An 18,261-nucleotide genomic window follows, 5' to 3' on the forward strand; every position below is an offset into this window, starting at 1 on the left:
TGGCGATGCTCCCTCGCGGGAGCTACTTGATCATGCGGATGGCGAACGGATACCGGTACGCCACGCCCTCGTTCACCTTCATCCCCGCCATGATCCCCAGGACCACCGCGGCGATGAACACGAGCGGGAACAGCAGGGCGCCGATGCACGCGAAGGCCAGAATCGACGAGACCATGTAGCCAATGAAGACGCCGATCTGGAAGTTGAGCGCCTCGACCGCCTGCGCGCGAACCCAGGCGGACTTGTCGCCCTTGGTCAACATGATGACGAGCGGCACCAGCACCGGGAAGACAATGCCACCAATGTGCGCGATGAGCGCCATGGTCTTGTCGTCCTGACTGGGTGCCGGCGAGCCCATCAGGAACGGCTGTTCACTCTGCTGCTGGTCCATGTGAGTCCCCTCCAAAACCGTCCGAGGCGCACATATCGCGCCCTGCAGGCCGTCTTTTGCCAGCGCCTGCGTCAAATGTCACGTAGGGGACAAGTCACGATCCGCTGAAGCCTTGGAGCCCCAACGGATCGCGGCCCTCGCTCAGCGGTAGATCTCCCCGCCCGCCTTCTTGAACTCCTCGCTCTTCTCGGCCATGCCGGCCTCCAGCGCCGACTCCGTCGCCACCCCGCTCTGCGCCGCGAAGTCACGCACCTCCTGGGTGATCTTCATGGAGCAGAACTGCGGGCCGCACATGGAGCAGAAGTGGGCCACCTTGGCTCCCTCGGCCGGCAGCGTCTCGTCGTGGAAGGCCCGCGCCCGCTCCGGATCCAGCGAGAGGTTGAACTGATCCTCCCAGCGGAACTCGAAGCGTGCCTTGGACAGCGCGTTGTCGCGCGCCTGCGCCCCCGGGTGGCCCTTGGCCAGATCCGCCGCGTGCGCCGCGATCTTGTAGGTGATGACGCCCTCCTTCACGTCATCCCGGTCCGGCAGGCCCAGGTGCTCCTTCGGCGTCACGTAGCAGAGCATCGCCGTGCCGAACCACCCGATCATCGCCGCGCCGATGCCGCTGGTGAAGTGGTCGTACCCCGGCGCGATGTCCGTCGTCAGAGGCCCCAGCGTGTAGAAGGGCGCCTCGTGGCACACGGCCAGCTGCTTCGTCATGTTCTCCTGGATCAGGTGCATGGGCACGTGCCCCGGCCCCTCGATCATCACCTGCACGTCGTGCTTCCAGGCGATCTTCGTCAGCTCGCCCAGCGTCTCCAGCTCGCCGAACTGCGCCGCGTCGTTGGCGTCCGCGATCGAGCCCGGGCGCAGGCCGTCGCCCAGGCTGAAGCTGACGTCATACGCCTTCATGATCTCGCAGATCTCCTCGAAGTGCGTGTAGAGGAAGTTCTCCTTGTGGTGCGCCAGGCACCACTTCGCCAGGATGGAGCCACCCCGGCTGACGATGCCCGTCAGCCGCCTGGCCGTCAGCGGGATGTACGCCAGCCGCACGCCCGCGTGGATGGTGAAGTAGTCCACGCCCTGCTCGCACTGCTCGATGAGCGTGTCGCGGTAGATCTCCCACGTCAGCTCCTCCGCCTTGCCGCCCACCTTCTCCAGCGCCTGGTAGATGGGCACCGTGCCGATGGGCACCGGAGCGTTGCGGAGGATCCACTCGCGCGTCTCGTGGATGTTCCGGCCGGTGGACAGGTCCATCACCGTGTCCGCGCCCCAGCGGATGGACCACACCATCTTCTCCACCTCCTCCTCGATGGAGGAGGTGACCGCCGAGTTGCCGATGTTGGCGTTGATCTTCACCAGGAAGTTGCGGCCGATGATCATCGGCTCCAGCTCCGGGTGGTTGATGTTGGCCGGGATGATGGCGCGGCCCCGCGCCACCTCGTCCCGCACGAACTCCGGGGTGATCTTCCGGGGGATGGCCGCGCCCCAGGACTGCCCCGGGTGCTGCGCCGCGAGCGAGGCCTCCACCTTCAGGTTCTCCCGCACCGCCACGAACTCCATCTCCGGAGTGATGATGCCCTTGCGCGCGTAGTGCAGCTGCGTGACGTTGGCGCCCGGCTTCGCCACGCGCGGCTTGCGGCGGTGGGCGAAGCGCAGCCCGGCCAGGCGCGGGTCCGCCTCGCGGCCGCGGCCGTACTCGGAGGTGATGCCCGGCAGCTCCTCCGTGTCTCCCCGGGCCGCGATCCAGCCGGCGCGGGTGGGCGCCAGGCCCTCCTTCAGATCGATCCGCGCCTCGGGATCCGTGTACGGGCCGCTCGAGTCATAGACATGGACCGGCGGGTTGGGCGTCACGCGCGCCTCCGGGCCGTGCCCGTGACGGGTGGGCGTCTGGCTGATCTCCCGCATGGGCACCCGCAGCTCCGGGTACCGCTCGCCGGGGACGTAGACCTTGCGCGAGGCCGGCAGCGCCCCTCGCGAGATCCCCTCCAGCACCTTGCCATCGACCTTGAGGCTCCTGGACGCTCCGCTCATACGGCTCCTCCTCGCGGCGGCATGGGAGGCAAGCGAGGCGTGGAGCGCCCGCCGCTTCCCTCCGCCGGCATGACCCGGTTCAGGTTCCAAGGGTCCGGCCGCACTCCCGGCCGTCTCAGCCCCTCCCTGGGGCACCCCTAGCGACGCGGGGCGGTGTATCTCACACGAGCGGACCGTTCAACCCGCCCGCGCAGGATCTGCGGGGTAGCAGGCAGCCGCGCAAAGCTTGCGCCCTCTGGTGGACGTCCTCACCGTCCCTTCGGGAGGCCCAAGTCTTGGACCCGAAAGTGCATAACGGGTCACCACGCATTCCTGGCGCTGGAGCCCACATATATGAAGACCGTTGGCGAGCTGATGACGCGGGAGCTCATCACCCTCAAGGAAACGCAGAACCTGGCCATCGCGGACGAGCTGCTCCGCCTGCACCGCATCCGGCACCTGCCGGTGGTGCGCGATGGCAAGCTGGTGGGGCTCATCACCCACCGCGACCTCATCAAGGCCACCGCCCTCAAGTGCCCGGACCCGACGAAGAACCCCCTGTGGGCGGCGGACATCATGAACCGCGAGATCCGCACGGTGCGCCCGGACATGGCCCTGCGCGAGGCGGTGAAGGTGATGCTGGACAACAAGTTCGGCTGCCTGCCCGTCGTGAGCGAGGACGGCAAGCTCATGGGCATCCTCACGGAGGCGGACCTGGTGCGCTACGCGCAGCAGCTCATCGCTGACCTGGACCGCATGAGCGAGGCGGCGGAGTACGAGTAGCCGCTCGGCTCCTGCCTGCTAGCAGTGCCTGCATCGAACCGCGAAAGGCTGGCATTCCCATGGCCATCGTCTTCGGAACGGACTTCTCGGAGCACGCCACGGTGGCCGCCCTCGCCGCGGCCGCCCTGGCCCGCCGCACCGGTGAGGCGCTCCACCTGGCCCACGTCCTCGAGTACGGCAGCGGTGGAGGCTCGAGCGCCATCCACGAGGCCATGCGCCGAGAGGCCGCCGCGCGCCTGGAGCAGCAGGTCCAGGAGCTGCGCCGACGCGACGTGTCGCTCACCCCGCACCTGCTGGACGGAGCGCCCGACGAGGTGCTCGTCGATCTGGCCGCCCAGGTCCACGCCTCGCTCATCGTGCTCTCCCACCACGGGCAGCGGGCCCCTCGCTGGCGCATCGGCAGCGTGGCGGACCGGGTGGTCCAGGCCGCGCGCTGCCCGGTGCTGGTGCTGAAGGCCTCTCAGCCGATCGAGGCCTGGGCCCGGGGAGAGCGCTCGCTGCGGCTGCTGCTGGGGCTGAACTTCTCCGCGCCCTCGGACGCCGCCGTCGCCTGGGTGCGGCGCATGAGGACGCTGGGGCCGTGCGAGGTGATGGCCGCGCACCACTACTGGGGCGCGGACGCGCACACCCGCTATGGCATGCCCATCTCGCCCGAGGCCGAGGTGACGCCCGAGGCCGAGCAGGCGCTGCGCCGCGATCTCACGGCGCGCATGGGGGACATGCCCGGCAGCGGCTCCGTCTGGGTGCACCTGGAGCCGGGGCTCGGACGCCCCTCCGAGGCGCTGATCCACCTGGCGCGCAAGGAGGCCGTGGATCTGGTGGTGGTGGGCACGCACCAGCGCTCCGGCGCGAGCAAGTGGTGGCATGGCTCCGTCTCCCAGCACGTCCTCCATGACTCGCCCACCTCCGTGCTGTGCGTGCCCACCAGCGCCGCCACGACGCGCGTCATCCCTCGGCTGCGCCGGGTGCTGGCGCCCACGGACCTGTCCGAGCTGGGCTCCAGCGGCGTGCGCCACGCCTACTCGCTGGCCCCGCCCGGCGGCACCGTCTACCTGCTCCACGCTCTGCCGCCGCCCGCGGGCGCCCCCATCGGCGCCGGGTATGTCCTCCCCGAGCCCACCTCCGCCCAGGAGCGCGCCGAGCGGGAGCAGATCGCCGCGGAGCTCAGGGCCCTCATCCCTCCCGAGGCCACCGCTCGCGGCATCACCACGCGCGTGGAGCTCGTCACCGGCCGCAAGGTCTCCGAGGCCATCTGCCAGGCCGCGGAGCGCCTGGACTGCGACGTCATCTGCCTGGCCACCCACGGACGCTCGGGCCTCACCCGCGCCCTGGCCGGCTCGGTGGCACAGGAGGTGCTGATGAACGGCACGCGGCCGCTGTACGTCGTCCGCCCACCCCGAGACGAGTGACGGATGAGCTCGAGCCCCACCCACGCGCTGCAGACGGAGGCACCGGAGCCTCCCCCCGCCGCCGCCCCCGCGAGCGCCCGCCAGAGGCACTGGGTGCGCCCCGCGCTCGCCGTCGTGGGAGTGGCCACGAGCCTCCTGGTGGCCTGGCTGGGGGTGGACAGCCCCACCATCGCGCGCTCGATCGCGATCGCCGGGGTGTGTCTGACGCTGTGGCTCACCGAGCTGGTGCCGCCCTTCGTCCCCACCCTGCTGCTGCTCGGGGGCACGGCCGCGCTGCTGGGCCCGCTGGAGCCTGGGTACAAGCTGTCCGCGGTGCTCGCGTGGTGCGCGGATCCCGTGCTCGTGCTCTTCCTGGGCGGCTTCACGCTGGAGGTCGCCGCCTCGCGGCATGGGCTGGATCAGGCCGTGGCCCAGCACGTGCTCCGGCTGGCGCGGGGGAGCCGGCGGCTGCTGATGCTCCTCGTCACCGTGGGCGTGGCCTTCCTCTCCATGTGGATGTCGAACATCGCCGCCGCGGCGATGATGCTGGCCTCGCTCCGGCCGCTGCTCCACGCCTCGCACCACGACACCGCCCTGAAGCGGGCCCTGCTGCTGTCCGTGGCGCTCGGGGCCAACTTCGGCGGCATGGCCACGCCGGTGGGCACTGGCCCCAACGCGATCGCCATCTCCGCGGCCACGCCCTACTCCCAGGTGACGTTCGTCAAGTGGATGGCCTTCGCCCTGCCCCTCACCGGGCTGATGCTCCTGGTGGGCTTCGTGCTCCTCGTGGTGAGCTACCGGGTGCGCGGCCGCTTCGAGCTGCCCGCCGCCCCCACCCGGAAGCTGGACACCCGCGCCCACTGGGTGCTCGGCGTGTTCGTCGCCTGCGCCGGCCTGTGGCTCTCCGAGCCGCTCCACGGCCTGTCCGCGCCGCTCGTGGCGCTGGGGGCCACCGCGGCCCTCTTCGGCTCGGGCCTGCTGCGCCGGGAGGACCTGGGGCGGCTGGACTGGTCCACCCTCTTCCTCATCGCCGGTGGCATCTCCCTGGGCCGGCTCGTGGAGCACTCGGGGGTGGTGGCCACCGCGCTGCGGGGCGTGGACTGGAGCGCCTGGCCCCAGGTGGCCCAGGTGGGGCTGCTCGTGAGCCTGGCAGCCCTGCTCTCGGCGCTGATGAGCAACACCGGCACGTCGGCGCTCCTGATTCCCATCGCCGTGCAGCTCTTCCCCTCCGCCTCCATGCCCATCCTCGTGGCCATGGGGTGCTCCTTCGGCGTCCCCTTCATCATCAGCACCCCGCCCAACGCCATGGTCGCCGGCGAGGGGGGCGTGGAGTCCTCGGACCTGCTGCGCATGGGCCTGCCGCTCATGGCGCTGGGCTGTCTGGTCGTCACCCTCACCGGCCCCTGGGTCCTCCGCTTCTTCGGCCTCTCCTGAGCCATGGCACACATGTTGAATTGAGCCGCATCTCCACCGTCCCGGAGCCCTCATGACATCCATCTCCGCCATCGAGTTCGAGACCCGCCTCCAGTGGCAGGGAGCGGATCGCGCCACGCTGTCGACCGAGCACACGCCCGCGCTGCCGCTCGGTGGGCTCATCGCCGGGCACCCGACCCCGGACCGGTGGTCCCCCGAGACGCTGCTGGTGGGGGCCGCGGAGGGCCGCACGCTCCAGAGCTTCCTGGAGCGGGCTCGGACCGAGGGGCTCGAGATCCTCTTCTACCAGAGCAGTGCGATGGGCCGCCGCGTGGAGGGCCAGGACGCGCCCCCTCACTTCACGGATCTCATCGTCCGGCCCCACGTCGCGGTCCGCACCGAGGCGGACGCGGAGCGGGTGCGGCGCATCTTCGAGGAGCTGCCGTGCCGGTGCTTCCCCAGCACCATCCTCCACCTCACGCCTCGCATCGAGCCCGTCGTGGAGGTGTGGGATGGCCCTCGCGCCGCGGACCGAGGCCCCCCCGCCGCGCTCGGGACGAACGCCACCGCCTGAAGCCGCCCCCTCCTCCACTCCTTCCGCGGGCCCCCGGCTCGCACTCAGGCCTATCCCCCACCGGGTGGTGACCTGCTAGCGTGAACCTCATGGCTGCTGAACGCATCCTGGTTGTCGATGACGAAGACAATGCCCGCCGTGCCATCGTCACCATCCTCGGCGAGGAGGGGTACGAGGTCACCGAGGCCTCCAACGGCGCGGACGCGCTGGCGCGCATCCCCGAGTTCTCGCCCGCGGTGGTCCTCTCGGACGTGCGCATGCCGCAGATGGACGGGCTCACGCTGCTCAAGAAGGCGCGGGAGCTGGGCTCGGACGCCACGTTCGTGATGATGACGGCCTTCGCGAGCGTGGAGACCGCCGTCGAGGCCATGCGCGCGGGCGCCGACAACTACCTGGTCAAGCCGCTGGACGCGGACGCGGTGCTCGTCATCCTCGGCAAGGCGCTCGAGAAGCGCAGCCTGGTCCGAGAGACCCAGACGCTGCGCGATCAGGTGCGCCAGCGCACCCGCTTCCACAACATCATCGGGGACTCGCCCCAGATCCAGGGCGTGTACGACGTCATCCGCCGCGCGGCGAACACCCGCGCCACGGTGCTCATCCTCGGCGAGTCCGGCACGGGCAAGGAACTCATCGCCCAGGCGCTGCACCAGGAGTCCCCGCGCAAGGACAAGCCCTTCGTCCGCGTGCACTGCGCGGCGCTGTCCGAGAACCTGCTGGAGAGCGAGCTGTTCGGCCACGAGAAGGGCTCGTTCACCGGCGCCGTGGCGCGCAAGGAGGGCCGCTTCGAGCTGGCCGACGGCGGCACCCTCTTCCTGGACGAGATCGGCGAGATCTCCCCCGCCGTGCAGGTGAAGCTGCTGCGCGTGCTCCAGCAGCGCGAGTTCGAGCGCGTGGGCGGCACGCAGACGCTCAAGGTGGACGTGCGCATCGTCGCCGCCACCCACCGGGATCTGCAGGCCGAGGTGAAGGCGGGCCGCTTCCGAGAGGACCTCTTCTACCGGCTCAACGTCGTCTCGGTGACCCTGCCCCCGCTGCGCGAGCGCAAGAGCGACATCCCCGCGCTGGTGAGCCACTTCCTGGAGAAGTACAGCGACACCTACGGCAAGCAGGTGAAGGCGCTGGCGCCGGGCACCCTCCAGGCCCTGCTGGCGCACGACTGGCCGGGCAACATCCGTGAGCTGGAGAACGCCATCGAGCGCGCGGTGGTACTGGCCCAGGGCCCGGAGCTGACCACGGACGATCTGCCCCCCGTGCTGCGAGGCCCCCGGCCCTCTGGCTCCAGCGCGAACAACCTCATCCCCGGCGCCTCCATGGCCACCATCGAGCGGGAGGCCATCCTCCGCACGTTAGAGATGGTACAGGGCTCCACCAGTCGCGCTGCGGAGATCCTGGGAATCAGCGTGCGAAAGATCCAGTACCGGCTAAAGGAGTATGGCAGCGGCAAGACGCCCTCCTCCCAGGAGGACGCGGAGGAGGCCGCGGCGGAGTCCAGCGGCTGAGGAACGGAGGAACGCGTGGGGTTCTGGTTGGAGATGCTGATCGGCCTGGTGGTGACGGTGCTGCTCGTCGTCTTCCTGGGCCCCGGGCTGTGGAGCTCCCGCGTGGACATCCGCAAGTCCGATGACAAGCGGGACCAGGGCCCCAGGCCGGGCCCGTAGGCCCCCAAGCTCGGAGCGCGGAGCGCGGAGCGCGGAGCTCAGCGCACGGCCGCCGGGGCGATGAGCTCACGAACCTCGCCGTGCCAGCTCCCCTTCTGGAGCAGGGGCAGGACGCTGCCTCGCTCGTCCGTCCAGGTGATGGACGGCGGGCCCGCCAGCTCCAGGCGGCGCACCTTCGAGGTCGCATTCACGAAGGTCGGTCCCCAGGAGAACTCCGCGTCCGGGCTCAGGAGCATCCACACGCTGCGCGCCGTGCGGTCCGCCGGATCGTAGACGACGAGCGTGGCGTGCATCCCGAACTTCCGGGCGTGCGCCAGCGCGATGGGGACCAGGTCCAGGTGCGCGTTGCTGATGTGCAGCGCCAGCACCCCGTGGGGCCCCAGGTGTCGGCGGTAGACGGAGACCGCCTCGTCGGTGAGCAGGTGCACGGGGATGGAGTCCGAGCTGAAGGTGTCCACCGCGAGCACGTCGAAGCCCTGGGCCTCGCCCCGCTCCAGCTCCCGCTCCAGCGAGATGCGGGCGTCGCCCTCGATGATCTCCACCCGCGCGGGAGTGTCCGCCAGATAGCTGAAGTAGCCCCCCTCCCCACGCGCCAGGGAGATGATCTTCGGGTTGATCTCGTAGAAGCGCACCGAGTCCTCCGCCCGGGCGAGCGCGGCCGAGGAGCCCACGCCCAGCCCCAGCACGCCGATGCGCAGGCCGGGAGCCAGGCCTACCGCCTCGCGCAGGCGACGGTGCTCGGCGATGGCCAGCCCCAGCCCGCTCTCGAGCGTGAAGTAGGACATGGGGAGCCGCCGCTTCGTGTCCCCGGTGTACTGGACGCCGTGGGCGATGGCGCCGTGCTTGAGCGTGAAGCGGTGCTCGTCCGGCTTGCCCCGGCCCTGCTCCAGCACCTGCACCACCCCGAAGAAGTTCCGCGCCGTGAGCCGCACCTCGAAGCGGAAGTCCGCCACCGCCACGCCCAGCCCCACGATGACGAAGGCCAGCAGGAACATCCTCAGGCTCCGCCGCAGCCGCGCCAGCCGCTCCTCACCGGGCGGGCGCACGAACATCGTCACCAGGGCGATGAGGCAGCAGGCCGCCAGCGCCAGCGGGTACTCCGCGTAGGTGACGAAGAGGCGCGGCGCCACGATGGTGACGATGAGCCCGCCCAGCACTCCGCCCACCGACACCCAGAGGTAGAAGGCGCTCAGGAAGCGAGGCGCCGGCCGCAGGCGGTACAGCTCGCCGTGGCACACCATGCAGCCGGCCAGCAGCGCCGCGCCGTACGCGAGGATCTGCAAGCCCAGGGGCGTGTGCGGCCCCAGGAGGACCACGCGGGTGACGCCCGCCACCGAGGCGATGAGGAGCAGGGAGAAGAACGCGCGCGAGTAAAGCGCCTCCCGCTCGAAGGCGAGGATGAAGGTGAGCAGGTAGATCGCCAGCGGCAGCACCCAGAGGAACGGACCGGCCGCCACGTCCTGCGAGAGCTGGTTCGTCGTGGCCAGCAGCAGCACCGACGCGCACGCGCTCAGCCCCAGCCACGCCAGCGTCCGCCCCAGCCCGGGCCGAGCCCCCTCCTCCACCGGAGGGCTCGCCGGCTCCGGCGACTCCGTCCGCTCCGGTGCGGAGGCAGCGGCGCGCTTCCACAAGTCCCAGGCGCACACCGCGCAGCCCACGACGAAGAGGACGAAGCCCGCGGCCCAGCCCCAGCCCTGCACGCCGCGCGGCACATATGGCTCGACGAGGAAGGGGTAGCTCAGCAGCGCCAGCAGCGAGCCCGCGTTCGACAGGGCGTAGAGCCGATAGGGCGAGGCTCCCGGCCGCGCCCGGGCAAACCAGCTCTGCAAGAGCGGCGCGCTGGTGGACAGCACGAAGAAGGGCAGGCCGATGGTCACCGCCAGCATCGCCAGCAGCCGGCCGGTGAGCCCCTCCACCCCTTCCGGCCGCCACTCCGGCCCGGGCGCCACCGGCGAGCCCACCCACAGCGCGCGCACCGCGAGCACCCCCACCGTCAGCCCCAGCAGCCCCAGGTGCAGCCTCACCTGGGAGCGCGGCGCCAGGCGCGTGGCCACCCCGTGCGCGTACGCGTAGCCGGCCAGCAGCGCCGCCTGGAAGAAGAGCATGCAGGCCGTCCACACCGCCGGCGTGCCGCCAAACCACGGCAGCGCGAACTTGCCCACCAGCGGCTGGACTCCAAAGAGCAGGAAGGCGCTGGCGAAGAGCGTGAGGGCGTACCGGGGCATCGGCCGGGTAGGCTACCCCACCCGTGAGTCCGGGACAGGCGTGGCCTTCGGCAACCGCAGCACGAAGCGCGCTCCGCCACCCGGCGCGTCCCCCACCTCCAGCGTTCCGCCGTGCTGCGTCACGATGGAGTGCACGATGGAGAGCCCCAGCCCCGAGCCCTGCGCCTTGGTGGTGAAGAAGGGCTCGAAGATGCGGTCTCGCACCGCCGGGGGAACGCCCGGCCCCGTGTCATCCACCATCACCCACACGCCGCGGGCTTCCTCTCCCGCGGAGATGCGGACCTCGCCGCCCGCCGGGGTCGCATCCAGGGCGTTGAGCGCCAGGTTGATGAGCACCTGCCGCAGGCGCTCCTCCTCCCCCGGCACCCGGGCCACGCTGACGGGCCCCGCCACCTCGAGCTTCACCTTGCGCGCCTCGGCCTGGCCCCCGAGCAGATCCACCACCCGCCGCAGCAGCGGCTCCACCTCCACCGGCTCCGGACGGAAGTCGCGCGGCCGCGCGAACTGGAGGAAGTCCTCCAGGATGTGGTCCAGCCGGCGGATCTCGTCACGCACCAGGTTCAGCGGCTCGAGCAGGCTGCCCTGCTGGGCGTCCGGCAGCTTGCGCACGCGACGCTCCAGCACCGAGAGCTGCAGCGCCGCGGCGTTGAGCGGGTTGCGGATCTCGTGGGACAGGCCCGCCGTCATCGTCCCCACCGCCGCCAACCGCTCCGTCACCTGGGCCCTCCGCGCCAGCTCGCGCTTCTCCGCCTGCAGCCGCACCTGCCGCATGGCCTGCTCCAGCGTGAGCAGCAGATCCTGGGGCGCGCACGGCTTCATCAGGTAGGCGCAGGCCCCGGCGCGCACCGCCGCCACCGCCGTCTCCAGCGTGGCGAAGCCCGTGAGCAGCACCACCTCGGACTCGGGCATCTCGCGCTTCAGCTCGGCGGCCAGCGCGGTGCCATCTCCGTCCGGCAGGCGCAGGTCCACCAGCGCCACGTCGAAGCCGGCCTTCGCGTGCTCGCGGGCGGCGCGGCAGCTCTCCGCGATGCGGACCTCATAGCCCGCGTCTCCCAGCAGCTCGCGCAGGTTGTCGAGGAAGGCCGCGTTGTCGTCCACCACCAGGACGCGCGGACGACGGACATCGGGGCTCATGCGGCGGACCTGTGCGCGGAGTACGTCCGCTCCAGCGCGGCCACGAGCGCCGCGGTGTCGAAAGGCTTGTGGAAGACTCCCGCGGGCGTCTGCTCCAGCGCCACCTCCGGGTAGGCCGTGATGACGAAGACGGGCATGTCCGGGAAGCGGCCCTCCAGCCGGCGCAGCGCCTCGCCGTCGGGGCCTCCGGGCAGGCGCAGGTCCACCAGCGCGGCGAAGGGCTTCACCATGGAGAGCCGGTCCGCCTCCATCACCGAGCGCGCCGTCACGCAGGAGAAACCCCGCGCGCGCAGCACCTCGCAGAGGTTGTCCGCAAGCGCCGAGTCGTCCTCCACCAGCGCCACCAGCCCGTCCCTGCGCGCCGAGGACAAGAGCCCCATCAGCGTCTGCACCGGCACCGGCTTGGGCAGCACCGCCAGCAGCCCCTCGTTGCGCGCCGCCTCCAGATCGTTCTCTCCCGGGTACGCGGTGATGACCACCACGGCGATGCCCGGGTCCACCTTGCGGATGTGGTGCACGGCGACCGCGCCGCTCATGCCCGGCATCTTCATGTCGGTGAGCAGCGCGTCGAAGCGCGTCTCCCTCACTCGCGAGAGCGCCTCGGCGCCATCGGTCACCACCGTGGCCGCGTCGCCCATGTCGCGGAGGATCTCGGCGATGTTCTCCGCGAAGGCTCGGTTGTCATCGAGCAGCAGGTAGTGTCGCACGCGGCTCTCCCTGAGGATTGAGCGGTAGTCGGAGCAAGAAGCGTGCGCCCGCGCCCGGCTCGGAGCGGGGCGCGTAGGCGATCGTCCCTCCGTGGCGCTCCAGGATGCGCCGGACCAGGGGCAGGCCCAGGCCGATGCCCCGCGCCTTCGTCGTCATGAGCGGCTCGAAGAGGCGCCGCCGGATGGACTCGCTCACCCCGGGCCCCGAGTCCTCGAAGATCAGCTCCACGAAGCCGGGCGCCGTCGTGGCCGTCAGCTCCACCGTCCCCGTCTCTCCCAGCGCCTGGACGGCGTTCTCCAGCAGGTTGAGGAAGACCTGGCGCAGCTGGTTGGGGTCCCCCGTCAGCTGGGGCAGCTGCTCCAGCCCTCGCTGGCTCACGGTCACCCCCGGGGGATGCTGCACGGCGGAGACCGCGCTCTGCCACACCTCCGCCAGCCGCACCGGCTCGTGCTTGAGCGGCCTGTCGCGGATCATGTCCAGCAGATCCGAGACGATCCGGTTGGCGATCACCACCTGCTCGCCGATGCGGTCCAGGTGCTTGACGACGCGCTCGTCCACCGACGCCAGCCGCCCCTTGAGGATGAAGAGCGACGTCTCGATGACGCCGAGCGGATTGCGCAGCTCGTGGCCGATGGAGCCCACCAGCTGCCCGAAGGTGGACAGCCGCTCGTTGCGCGCCTGCTGCGCCAGCAGATCCTCCCGGTAGGTGTGCAGCATGATGGCCAGCTCCAGGTCGAGGATCTTCGACAGCGCCCGGCGCACCGCGCCCAGCTCCTGTGGCCGCTCGCGGTAGTGCTCGTCGATGAGGGCGTTGAACTCCTGCCGCAGCACGTTCATCGCGCCGAACATGTAGTGCTGGGGCAGCGCGATGCGCACGTGCATGCGCCCGATGCGGCAGCGCAGCTCGAAGTACGCCTCGTCCCACGGGCCCCGCAGCAGCTGATCCATCCAGATCTGCAGCGTGCCCTTGAGGTGGCCCACCTGGCTCTCCCCGCCCTCGAGCGCCGTGCGGGCGCCCTCGTGCTCGAGGATGCGGGCGTAGAACACCTCGGCGACGCGAGCGAAGTGCCCGCGCGCCACCGAGTGAAGGGCGAGCAGGAACTGCTCGTCCTCGGGCCCGAAGCCCACGTATCTCTTGAGCTCCTCGAACAAGGTTTCCGCCATGCGCGGGCAGCCTAGCGCCAGCAGGGGCGCCGAGCAGCCAGTTCAAGACATGAAGGGCTGACGCTCGCCGTGACGCCTACCCCGCTACGGGTGAAAAGACCCATGGGAGCTGGTCCACCCGGCAACCGGCCTGCCGGGCCAGCTCCATCAAGAGCAGCTCGCGGTGGACGCGCAGCTCCAGCCGCGTGCGCTGCTGGTGCTTGAGGAAGTGAAGCCCGTGAATCACCTCGAGCATGCTGGCCTCCCCCGAGGCGAGCGCGAGCAGCGACGAGCCCAGCGCCTCCTCCGCGATGGGCAGCAGCTGGTGCTCCACGTCATCCAGGCGGCGCTCCACCGTCCCCAGCCGCCCCAGCACCCGCTCCATGTCCCGGCTCAGGCTTCCAGCGCGCCCCTTGGGCTTGAAGGCGGGGCCCGCCAGCGCCTCGCGATCCAGCGTCCCGTCCGGAGACCAGGGCTGCGCCTTCTCGCCCCCGAGGATGGCGCGCTCCGGGTCCTCCCGGTCCAGCTCCTCGAGCAGCTCCGTCCGCGCGTCCCTCAGGTCCTCGATCTCCTGCTGGGAGGCGAGCGCCTCCGCCTCGAGCCGCACGCGCTCGTGCACGTAGATGACGTCCTGGGAGGCCTGGGCCGAGAGCTGGATGAGCGTCTCCAGGAAGTCGCCCACCCCCTGCTCGATCTCCGTGGCCGACCGGTTGAAGCGCAGCCACAGCTGGATCCGGGCCTCCTCCTTGCCGGGAGACTCGAGGAAGCGCGACAGGCTCAGGCCGCGCGACGAGGCGGGAGCCGCGGGCGCGGGCGGGCGCTTGGGGGCTGGCTGCACGGCCAGCGGTGAGCCCGGCTCGACGCCGCCCGCCTGGCTGGAGGGCACGTACAGAAGCGTGGCGAGCAGGAGGATGCAGACACCGCGGGCAACCATGGGGGACTCCGTCCGCCGGAGAGAAGCTCCGGCACACCTCCCTGGAGCAATCCTCGCGCCACCCCCGAACTACCCGAGAGGCCACTCCGGCACGCGCAAGTCTTGCGGCAGGCCCGGGAACCCGCGCAGGCGCTGCACTCAGTCTCCCCAAAATTCCGTATTAGCGGTAAAACCTGCTGCCGCTTCATTCCAGACGTCCTGGAGCCCCCCCGGGAAGCGGACAGTCCGCATCTCATAGCCGTGGAAATGTTTTAATCCTTACTCCGACTTGCATCACTTAGGGGAAACCAAGGCTCGAGCCGCGGCTCCCCCCCGGATCGAAAGACTTCTGTGCCCCAAGGGGAATCCATGAACGCAGTCGCGCACGGGAGCAGCATGGGGGATCCGTCCTCGGCGCTCTTCGCAAGCGCCGAGGTGGTGGGCCGCCGCTACCAGGTCCTGGAGGTGGTGGGTCGAGGTGGAATGGGCACGGTCTACCTCGCCCGGGATCGGCTCGCCGGCGTCGTGGCCTTGAAGCGGCTGCACCGCTCGGTCGACGAGATCGCCGAGGACGCCACCCGCAGCTTCGGCTCCAAGACGGCGCCCCCGGAGATCGCCATCGGGCTGGCCGACGAGTTCAAGGTCCTCACCTCCCTGCACCACCCGCACGTCATCAGCGTGCTGGACTACGGGTTCGATGACCAGGCGCGCCCGTACTACACGATGGATCTGCTCAAGGGCGCGCAGACCATCACCGAGGCCGGCAAGCACCAGTCTCACGAGGTCCGGGTGGGCCTGCTCGCGCAGGTGCTCCAGGCGCTGGCCTACATGCACCGGTGGGGCGTCATCCACCGCGATCTCAAGCCGGCCAACGTGCTCGTCGTCGACGGGCAGGTGAAGGTGCTGGACTTCGGCCTGGCCATCGCCCGCGAGCGGCTCGATGGGCAGGGCACGGTGGGCACGCCGGGCTTCGTGGCGCCGGAGCTCTTCGAGGGCCACCCGGCCTCGGCCGCCTCGGATCTGTTCAGCCTGGGGATGATCGCCTACCGGCTGTTCGCCGCGCCGGCTCCCGGACGCCCCGCGGGCCTGCCCCCCGGCTTCGAGGAGAGCCCGCTCGGGCAGGTGCTGCGCAAGCTGAGCGCGCCCGACCCCGGCGAGCGCTACCGCGGCGCCGAGGAGGCCCTGGCGGCGCTGACGGAGGCGACCGGCCACCAGATCGTCACCGAGACGTCCGCCACGCGCGAGAGCTTCCTCCAGGGCGCGCGCTTCGTCGGCCGCGAGCGCGAGCTGCACAAGCTGGAGGACGTGCTCGATCAGGCGCTGCATGGCCGCGGCAGCGCGTGGCTGGTGGGCGGCGAGAGCGGCGTCGGCAAGTCCCGCCTGCTGGATGAGGTGCGCACGCTGGCCCTGGTGCGCGGCGCGGTGGCGGTGCGAGGCCAGGGCGTCACCGGCGGCGGCAGCCCGTACCAGGAGTGGCGCTCGGTGCTGCGCTGGCTGGTGCTGCTGGCCGAGCCGAACGACTTCGAGGCGGGCGTGCTCCGGCCGCTGGTGGAGGACCTCGAGACGCTGCTCGGACGCGCCGTGCCCGCCATGGTCGAGCTGGACCCGGAGATGACGCAGGCGCGCCTCTTCGCGGTGGTGGAGGATCTGTTCCGCCGCGTGCCGCAGCCCACGGTGCTCATCCTGGAGGATCTGCACTGGGCGCACGGCGAGTCGCTGCGCCTGCTGGCCCGCATCGCGTCCCTGGCCCGGACGCTGCCCCTGCTCATCCTCGCCAGCTTCCGCGACGACGAGCGCCCCGAGCTGCCCACCGAGCTGCCGATGATGGAGGTGCTCCGGCTGCCCCGGCTCGGAGAGAGCGCCATCGCCGTGCTCACCGAGTCGATGATCGGCGCGGCGGGCCGCTCGCCGCAGATCGTCGAGATGCTGCGGCGCGAGACGGAGGGCAACCCCTTCTTCCTCGTGGAGGTGGTGCGCGCGCTGGCGGACGAGACGGGGCAGCTGGCTCGGATCGGCAGCGCGCCGCTGCCCGCCAAGGTCTTCCCCGGCGGCGTGAAGCAGATCGTCCAGCGGCGGCTGGCCAGGCTCCCGCCGTCGGCGCGCGAGCTGCTCCAGCTGGCCGCGGTCATCGGGCGCAGGCTCGATCCGAAGGTGCTGAGCCGGTGCGCGCCCACCATGCGCATGGACGCCTTCCTGTCCGAGTGCGCGAGCGCCGCGGTGCTGGACTTCTCCGAGGGCCAGTGGCGCTTCGCGCACGACAAGCTGCGCGAGGGCGTGATCGCGGATCTGCCGGCCCGCGCCGAGCCGCTGCTGCACCGCCAGGCCGCGATGGCCATCGAGGCGGTGTACCCGGAGTCTCCGGACTGGATGGTGGCGCTCGCCTTCCACTGGGGCAAGGCCGGGGACACGGCGAAGGAGATCCACTACGCCCAGAAGGCCGGCGAGCAGGCCCTGGCGGCCTATGCCAGCCGCGAGGCCATTCCCCACCTGGAGCGGGCCCTGGCGCTGCTGGCGCCCACGGGGGCGGATGCCCAGGCCCTGGCGCCCGAGAAGCGCGCGCAGCTGGCGCACCTCGAGGCGCTGATGGCGGACGTCTACTTCCAGCTCGGGCTGCTGGACAAGTGCCGCGCGCACGCCGAGAGCTCCCTGCGGTACTTCGGCTGGAGCGTGCCCTCGTCCTCCGTGGGCTGGGGCACGGGCGTGGCGGGCCAGCTCATCCAGCGCTTCGCCCAGGCCACGGTGCCGGAGGCGTTCGAGCTGGGCGCGCACGAGAAGCTGGAGCACCGCGCGGAGGCGGGCCGCATGCTGCTGCGGCTCACGGACATGTTCCTCTTCTCCCAGGACATGCCGCGCCTGCTCTGGTCCGGGCTGCGCATGCTCAACATCTGCGAGCCGCTGGGCCCCTCCCCCGCCCTGGCGCGCGGCTATGCGCTGATGTCGCTGGTGGCCAGCCTGCCGCCCACGCGCCCCATCGCCGAGATCTGGCTGCGCCGCTCGCAGGAGATGGCCGAGCAGGTGGGCAGCCCCATCGACGTGGCCTACGTCCTGTCGCGCAGCGCGGCCAGCGGCATCGGCACCGCGCGCTGGCACGAGCTGGAGAGCTGGGGCGAGCGCTCCATCTCCATCGCCAGCAGCCTGGGCGACTACCGGCAGCTGGAGGAGACGTGCGCGGTACTCACGTGCGCGAACACCTGCCGCGGGCGCTACAAGCGCGCCATCGAGCTGGCCGAGCGGATGGAGAGCTCGGCGCGGCGGCGCGGCGCCACGCAGACCCAGCTCTGGGGCCCGGTGATGCGAATCGGGCCGATGATGCGCATGGGCCGCTCCATGGAGGCCGTCCTCCTGGCGTCCGCGGAGCTGCCTCGCATCGAGGCCAACGTGGACGTCGCGTCGAAGATCGTGCTCTACGGCACGCTCGCGCTGGCCTGGCTGCGCCAGGAGAACGTCGAGAAGGCGCGGCAGCTGGCCACGCAGACGCTCCAGGTGCTGCAGTCCATCAAGCCCGTCACCTTCTTCCTGTACCCGGGCATCATCGCGATGAACGAGGTGCACCTCACGCTCTGGGAGCGCTCCGCCCCGGGCTCCGCCGAGCGGGAGCAGCTGATGAAGGAGGCGCGGGCGGGCATCCAGATCCTGCGCACCTTCGCGCTGCTCCTGCCGTTCGCGCGCTCGTTCTCGTGGCTGTGCCGCGGCAGCGAGGCGTGGCTCTCCGGCCGTCACGCGGTGGCGCGCCATGCCTGGCAGCGGGCGCTGGCCGAGGCGGAGGCGCACAAGATGCCCTTCGAGGAAGGACGCGCCCGGTACGAGCTCGGACGGCACATGGATCTGCAGGATCCCAACCGGAGGACCCACCTGCTGAAGGCCCGAGGGCTCTTCTCCGAGCTGGGCATGCCGGACGAGATCGCCCGGGTGCAGGCGGAGCTGGACCGCGGCTGA

Annotated in this window: 14 protein-coding genes and 1 riboswitch; of the genes, 7 read left to right on the forward strand and 7 right to left on the reverse strand. The window is 71.2% G+C overall.

The window, feature by feature from the left end; all coding sequences use genetic code 11:
* Nucleotides 1-22: 22 nt before the first annotated feature.
* Both KY572_RS11445 and thiC read right to left on the reverse strand, forming a co-directional pair.
* The gene (locus tag KY572_RS11445) at nucleotides 23-391 is read right to left on the reverse strand and encodes a DUF4870 domain-containing protein (protein ID WP_224242607.1); all 369 of its coding nucleotides are present in this window, start codon (nucleotides 389-391) and stop codon (nucleotides 23-25) included.
* A gap of 141 nt (nucleotides 392-532) precedes the next feature.
* On the reverse strand, nucleotides 533-2,407 hold the full coding sequence (gene thiC / locus KY572_RS11450) for a phosphomethylpyrimidine synthase ThiC (RefSeq protein ID WP_224242608.1): 1,875 nt from the start codon (nucleotides 2,405-2,407) through the stop codon (nucleotides 533-535).
* A 39-nt stretch (nucleotides 2,408-2,446) separates the two neighbouring features.
* A riboswitch (TPP riboswitch) is annotated at nucleotides 2,447-2,556 on the reverse strand.
* A 184-nt stretch (nucleotides 2,557-2,740) separates the two neighbouring features.
* Here thiC and KY572_RS11455 point away from each other — a divergent pair.
* From KY572_RS11455 to KY572_RS11480, 6 genes are all read left to right on the forward strand, one after another.
* Complete coding sequence (locus tag KY572_RS11455) at nucleotides 2,741-3,169, forward strand: CBS domain-containing protein (protein WP_224242609.1); 429 nt, start codon at nucleotides 2,741-2,743, stop codon at nucleotides 3,167-3,169.
* 59 nt (nucleotides 3,170-3,228) lie between these two features.
* The gene (locus KY572_RS11460) at nucleotides 3,229-4,578 is read left to right on the forward strand and encodes a universal stress protein (protein WP_224242610.1); all 1,350 of its coding nucleotides are present in this window, start codon (nucleotides 3,229-3,231) and stop codon (nucleotides 4,576-4,578) included.
* Nucleotides 4,579-4,581: 3 nt separating this feature from the next.
* Nucleotides 4,582-5,991, forward strand: a complete 1,410-nt coding sequence (locus tag KY572_RS11465) for an SLC13 family permease (RefSeq protein ID WP_224242611.1) — start codon at nucleotides 4,582-4,584, stop codon at nucleotides 5,989-5,991.
* Nucleotides 5,992-6,043: 52 nt separating this feature from the next.
* A complete protein-coding gene (locus KY572_RS11470; protein WP_224242612.1) occupies nucleotides 6,044-6,544 on the forward strand; it encodes a hypothetical protein in 501 nt (166 codons plus the stop codon).
* Between the two features lie 89 nt (nucleotides 6,545-6,633).
* Nucleotides 6,634-8,043 (forward strand): sigma-54-dependent transcriptional regulator, encoded by a 1,410-nt coding sequence (locus KY572_RS11475; protein WP_224242613.1) that lies wholly within the window; start codon nucleotides 6,634-6,636, stop codon nucleotides 8,041-8,043.
* A gap of 15 nt (nucleotides 8,044-8,058) precedes the next feature.
* Nucleotides 8,059-8,202: a hypothetical protein gene (locus KY572_RS11480; protein WP_224242614.1), complete on the forward strand. Its 144-nt coding sequence runs from the start codon at nucleotides 8,059-8,061 to the stop codon at nucleotides 8,200-8,202.
* 38 nt (nucleotides 8,203-8,240) lie between these two features.
* On the opposite strand, the gene KY572_RS11485 is transcribed toward KY572_RS11480, so the two are convergent.
* The 5 genes from KY572_RS11485 to KY572_RS11505 all read right to left on the reverse strand — a co-directional run bounded on the left by KY572_RS11485 (nucleotide 8,241) and on the right by KY572_RS11505 (nucleotide 14,346).
* Complete coding sequence (locus KY572_RS11485) at nucleotides 8,241-10,427, reverse strand: spermidine synthase (RefSeq protein ID WP_224242615.1); 2,187 nt, start codon at nucleotides 10,425-10,427, stop codon at nucleotides 8,241-8,243.
* Between the two features lie 12 nt (nucleotides 10,428-10,439).
* The gene (locus tag KY572_RS11490; protein ID WP_224242616.1) at nucleotides 10,440-11,561 is read right to left on the reverse strand and encodes a sensor histidine kinase; all 1,122 of its coding nucleotides are present in this window, start codon (nucleotides 11,559-11,561) and stop codon (nucleotides 10,440-10,442) included.
* A complete protein-coding gene (locus tag KY572_RS11495; RefSeq protein ID WP_224242617.1) occupies nucleotides 11,558-12,268 on the reverse strand; it encodes a response regulator in 711 nt (236 codons plus the stop codon). Before KY572_RS11495 ends, KY572_RS11490 begins: the two co-directional genes overlap by 4 nt.
* Nucleotides 12,243-13,433 carry a protoglobin domain-containing protein gene (locus KY572_RS11500; RefSeq protein WP_224242618.1) on the reverse strand — a complete coding sequence of 397 codons (1,191 nt, stop codon included), beginning with the start codon at nucleotides 13,431-13,433 and terminating at the stop codon, nucleotides 12,243-12,245. Before KY572_RS11500 ends, KY572_RS11495 begins: the two co-directional genes overlap by 26 nt.
* A gap of 76 nt (nucleotides 13,434-13,509) precedes the next feature.
* The gene (locus KY572_RS11505) at nucleotides 13,510-14,346 is read right to left on the reverse strand and encodes a hypothetical protein (RefSeq protein WP_224242619.1); all 837 of its coding nucleotides are present in this window, start codon (nucleotides 14,344-14,346) and stop codon (nucleotides 13,510-13,512) included.
* Nucleotides 14,347-14,694: 348 nt separating this feature from the next.
* Between KY572_RS11505 and KY572_RS11510 the strand changes: the two genes are divergently transcribed.
* Nucleotides 14,695-18,261: an ATP-binding protein gene (locus KY572_RS11510; RefSeq protein WP_224242620.1), complete on the forward strand. Its 3,567-nt coding sequence runs from the start codon at nucleotides 14,695-14,697 to the stop codon at nucleotides 18,259-18,261.

This window comes from Hyalangium gracile (assembly GCF_020103725.1).
Taxonomy (GTDB): domain Bacteria; phylum Myxococcota; class Myxococcia; order Myxococcales; family Myxococcaceae; genus Hyalangium; species Hyalangium gracile.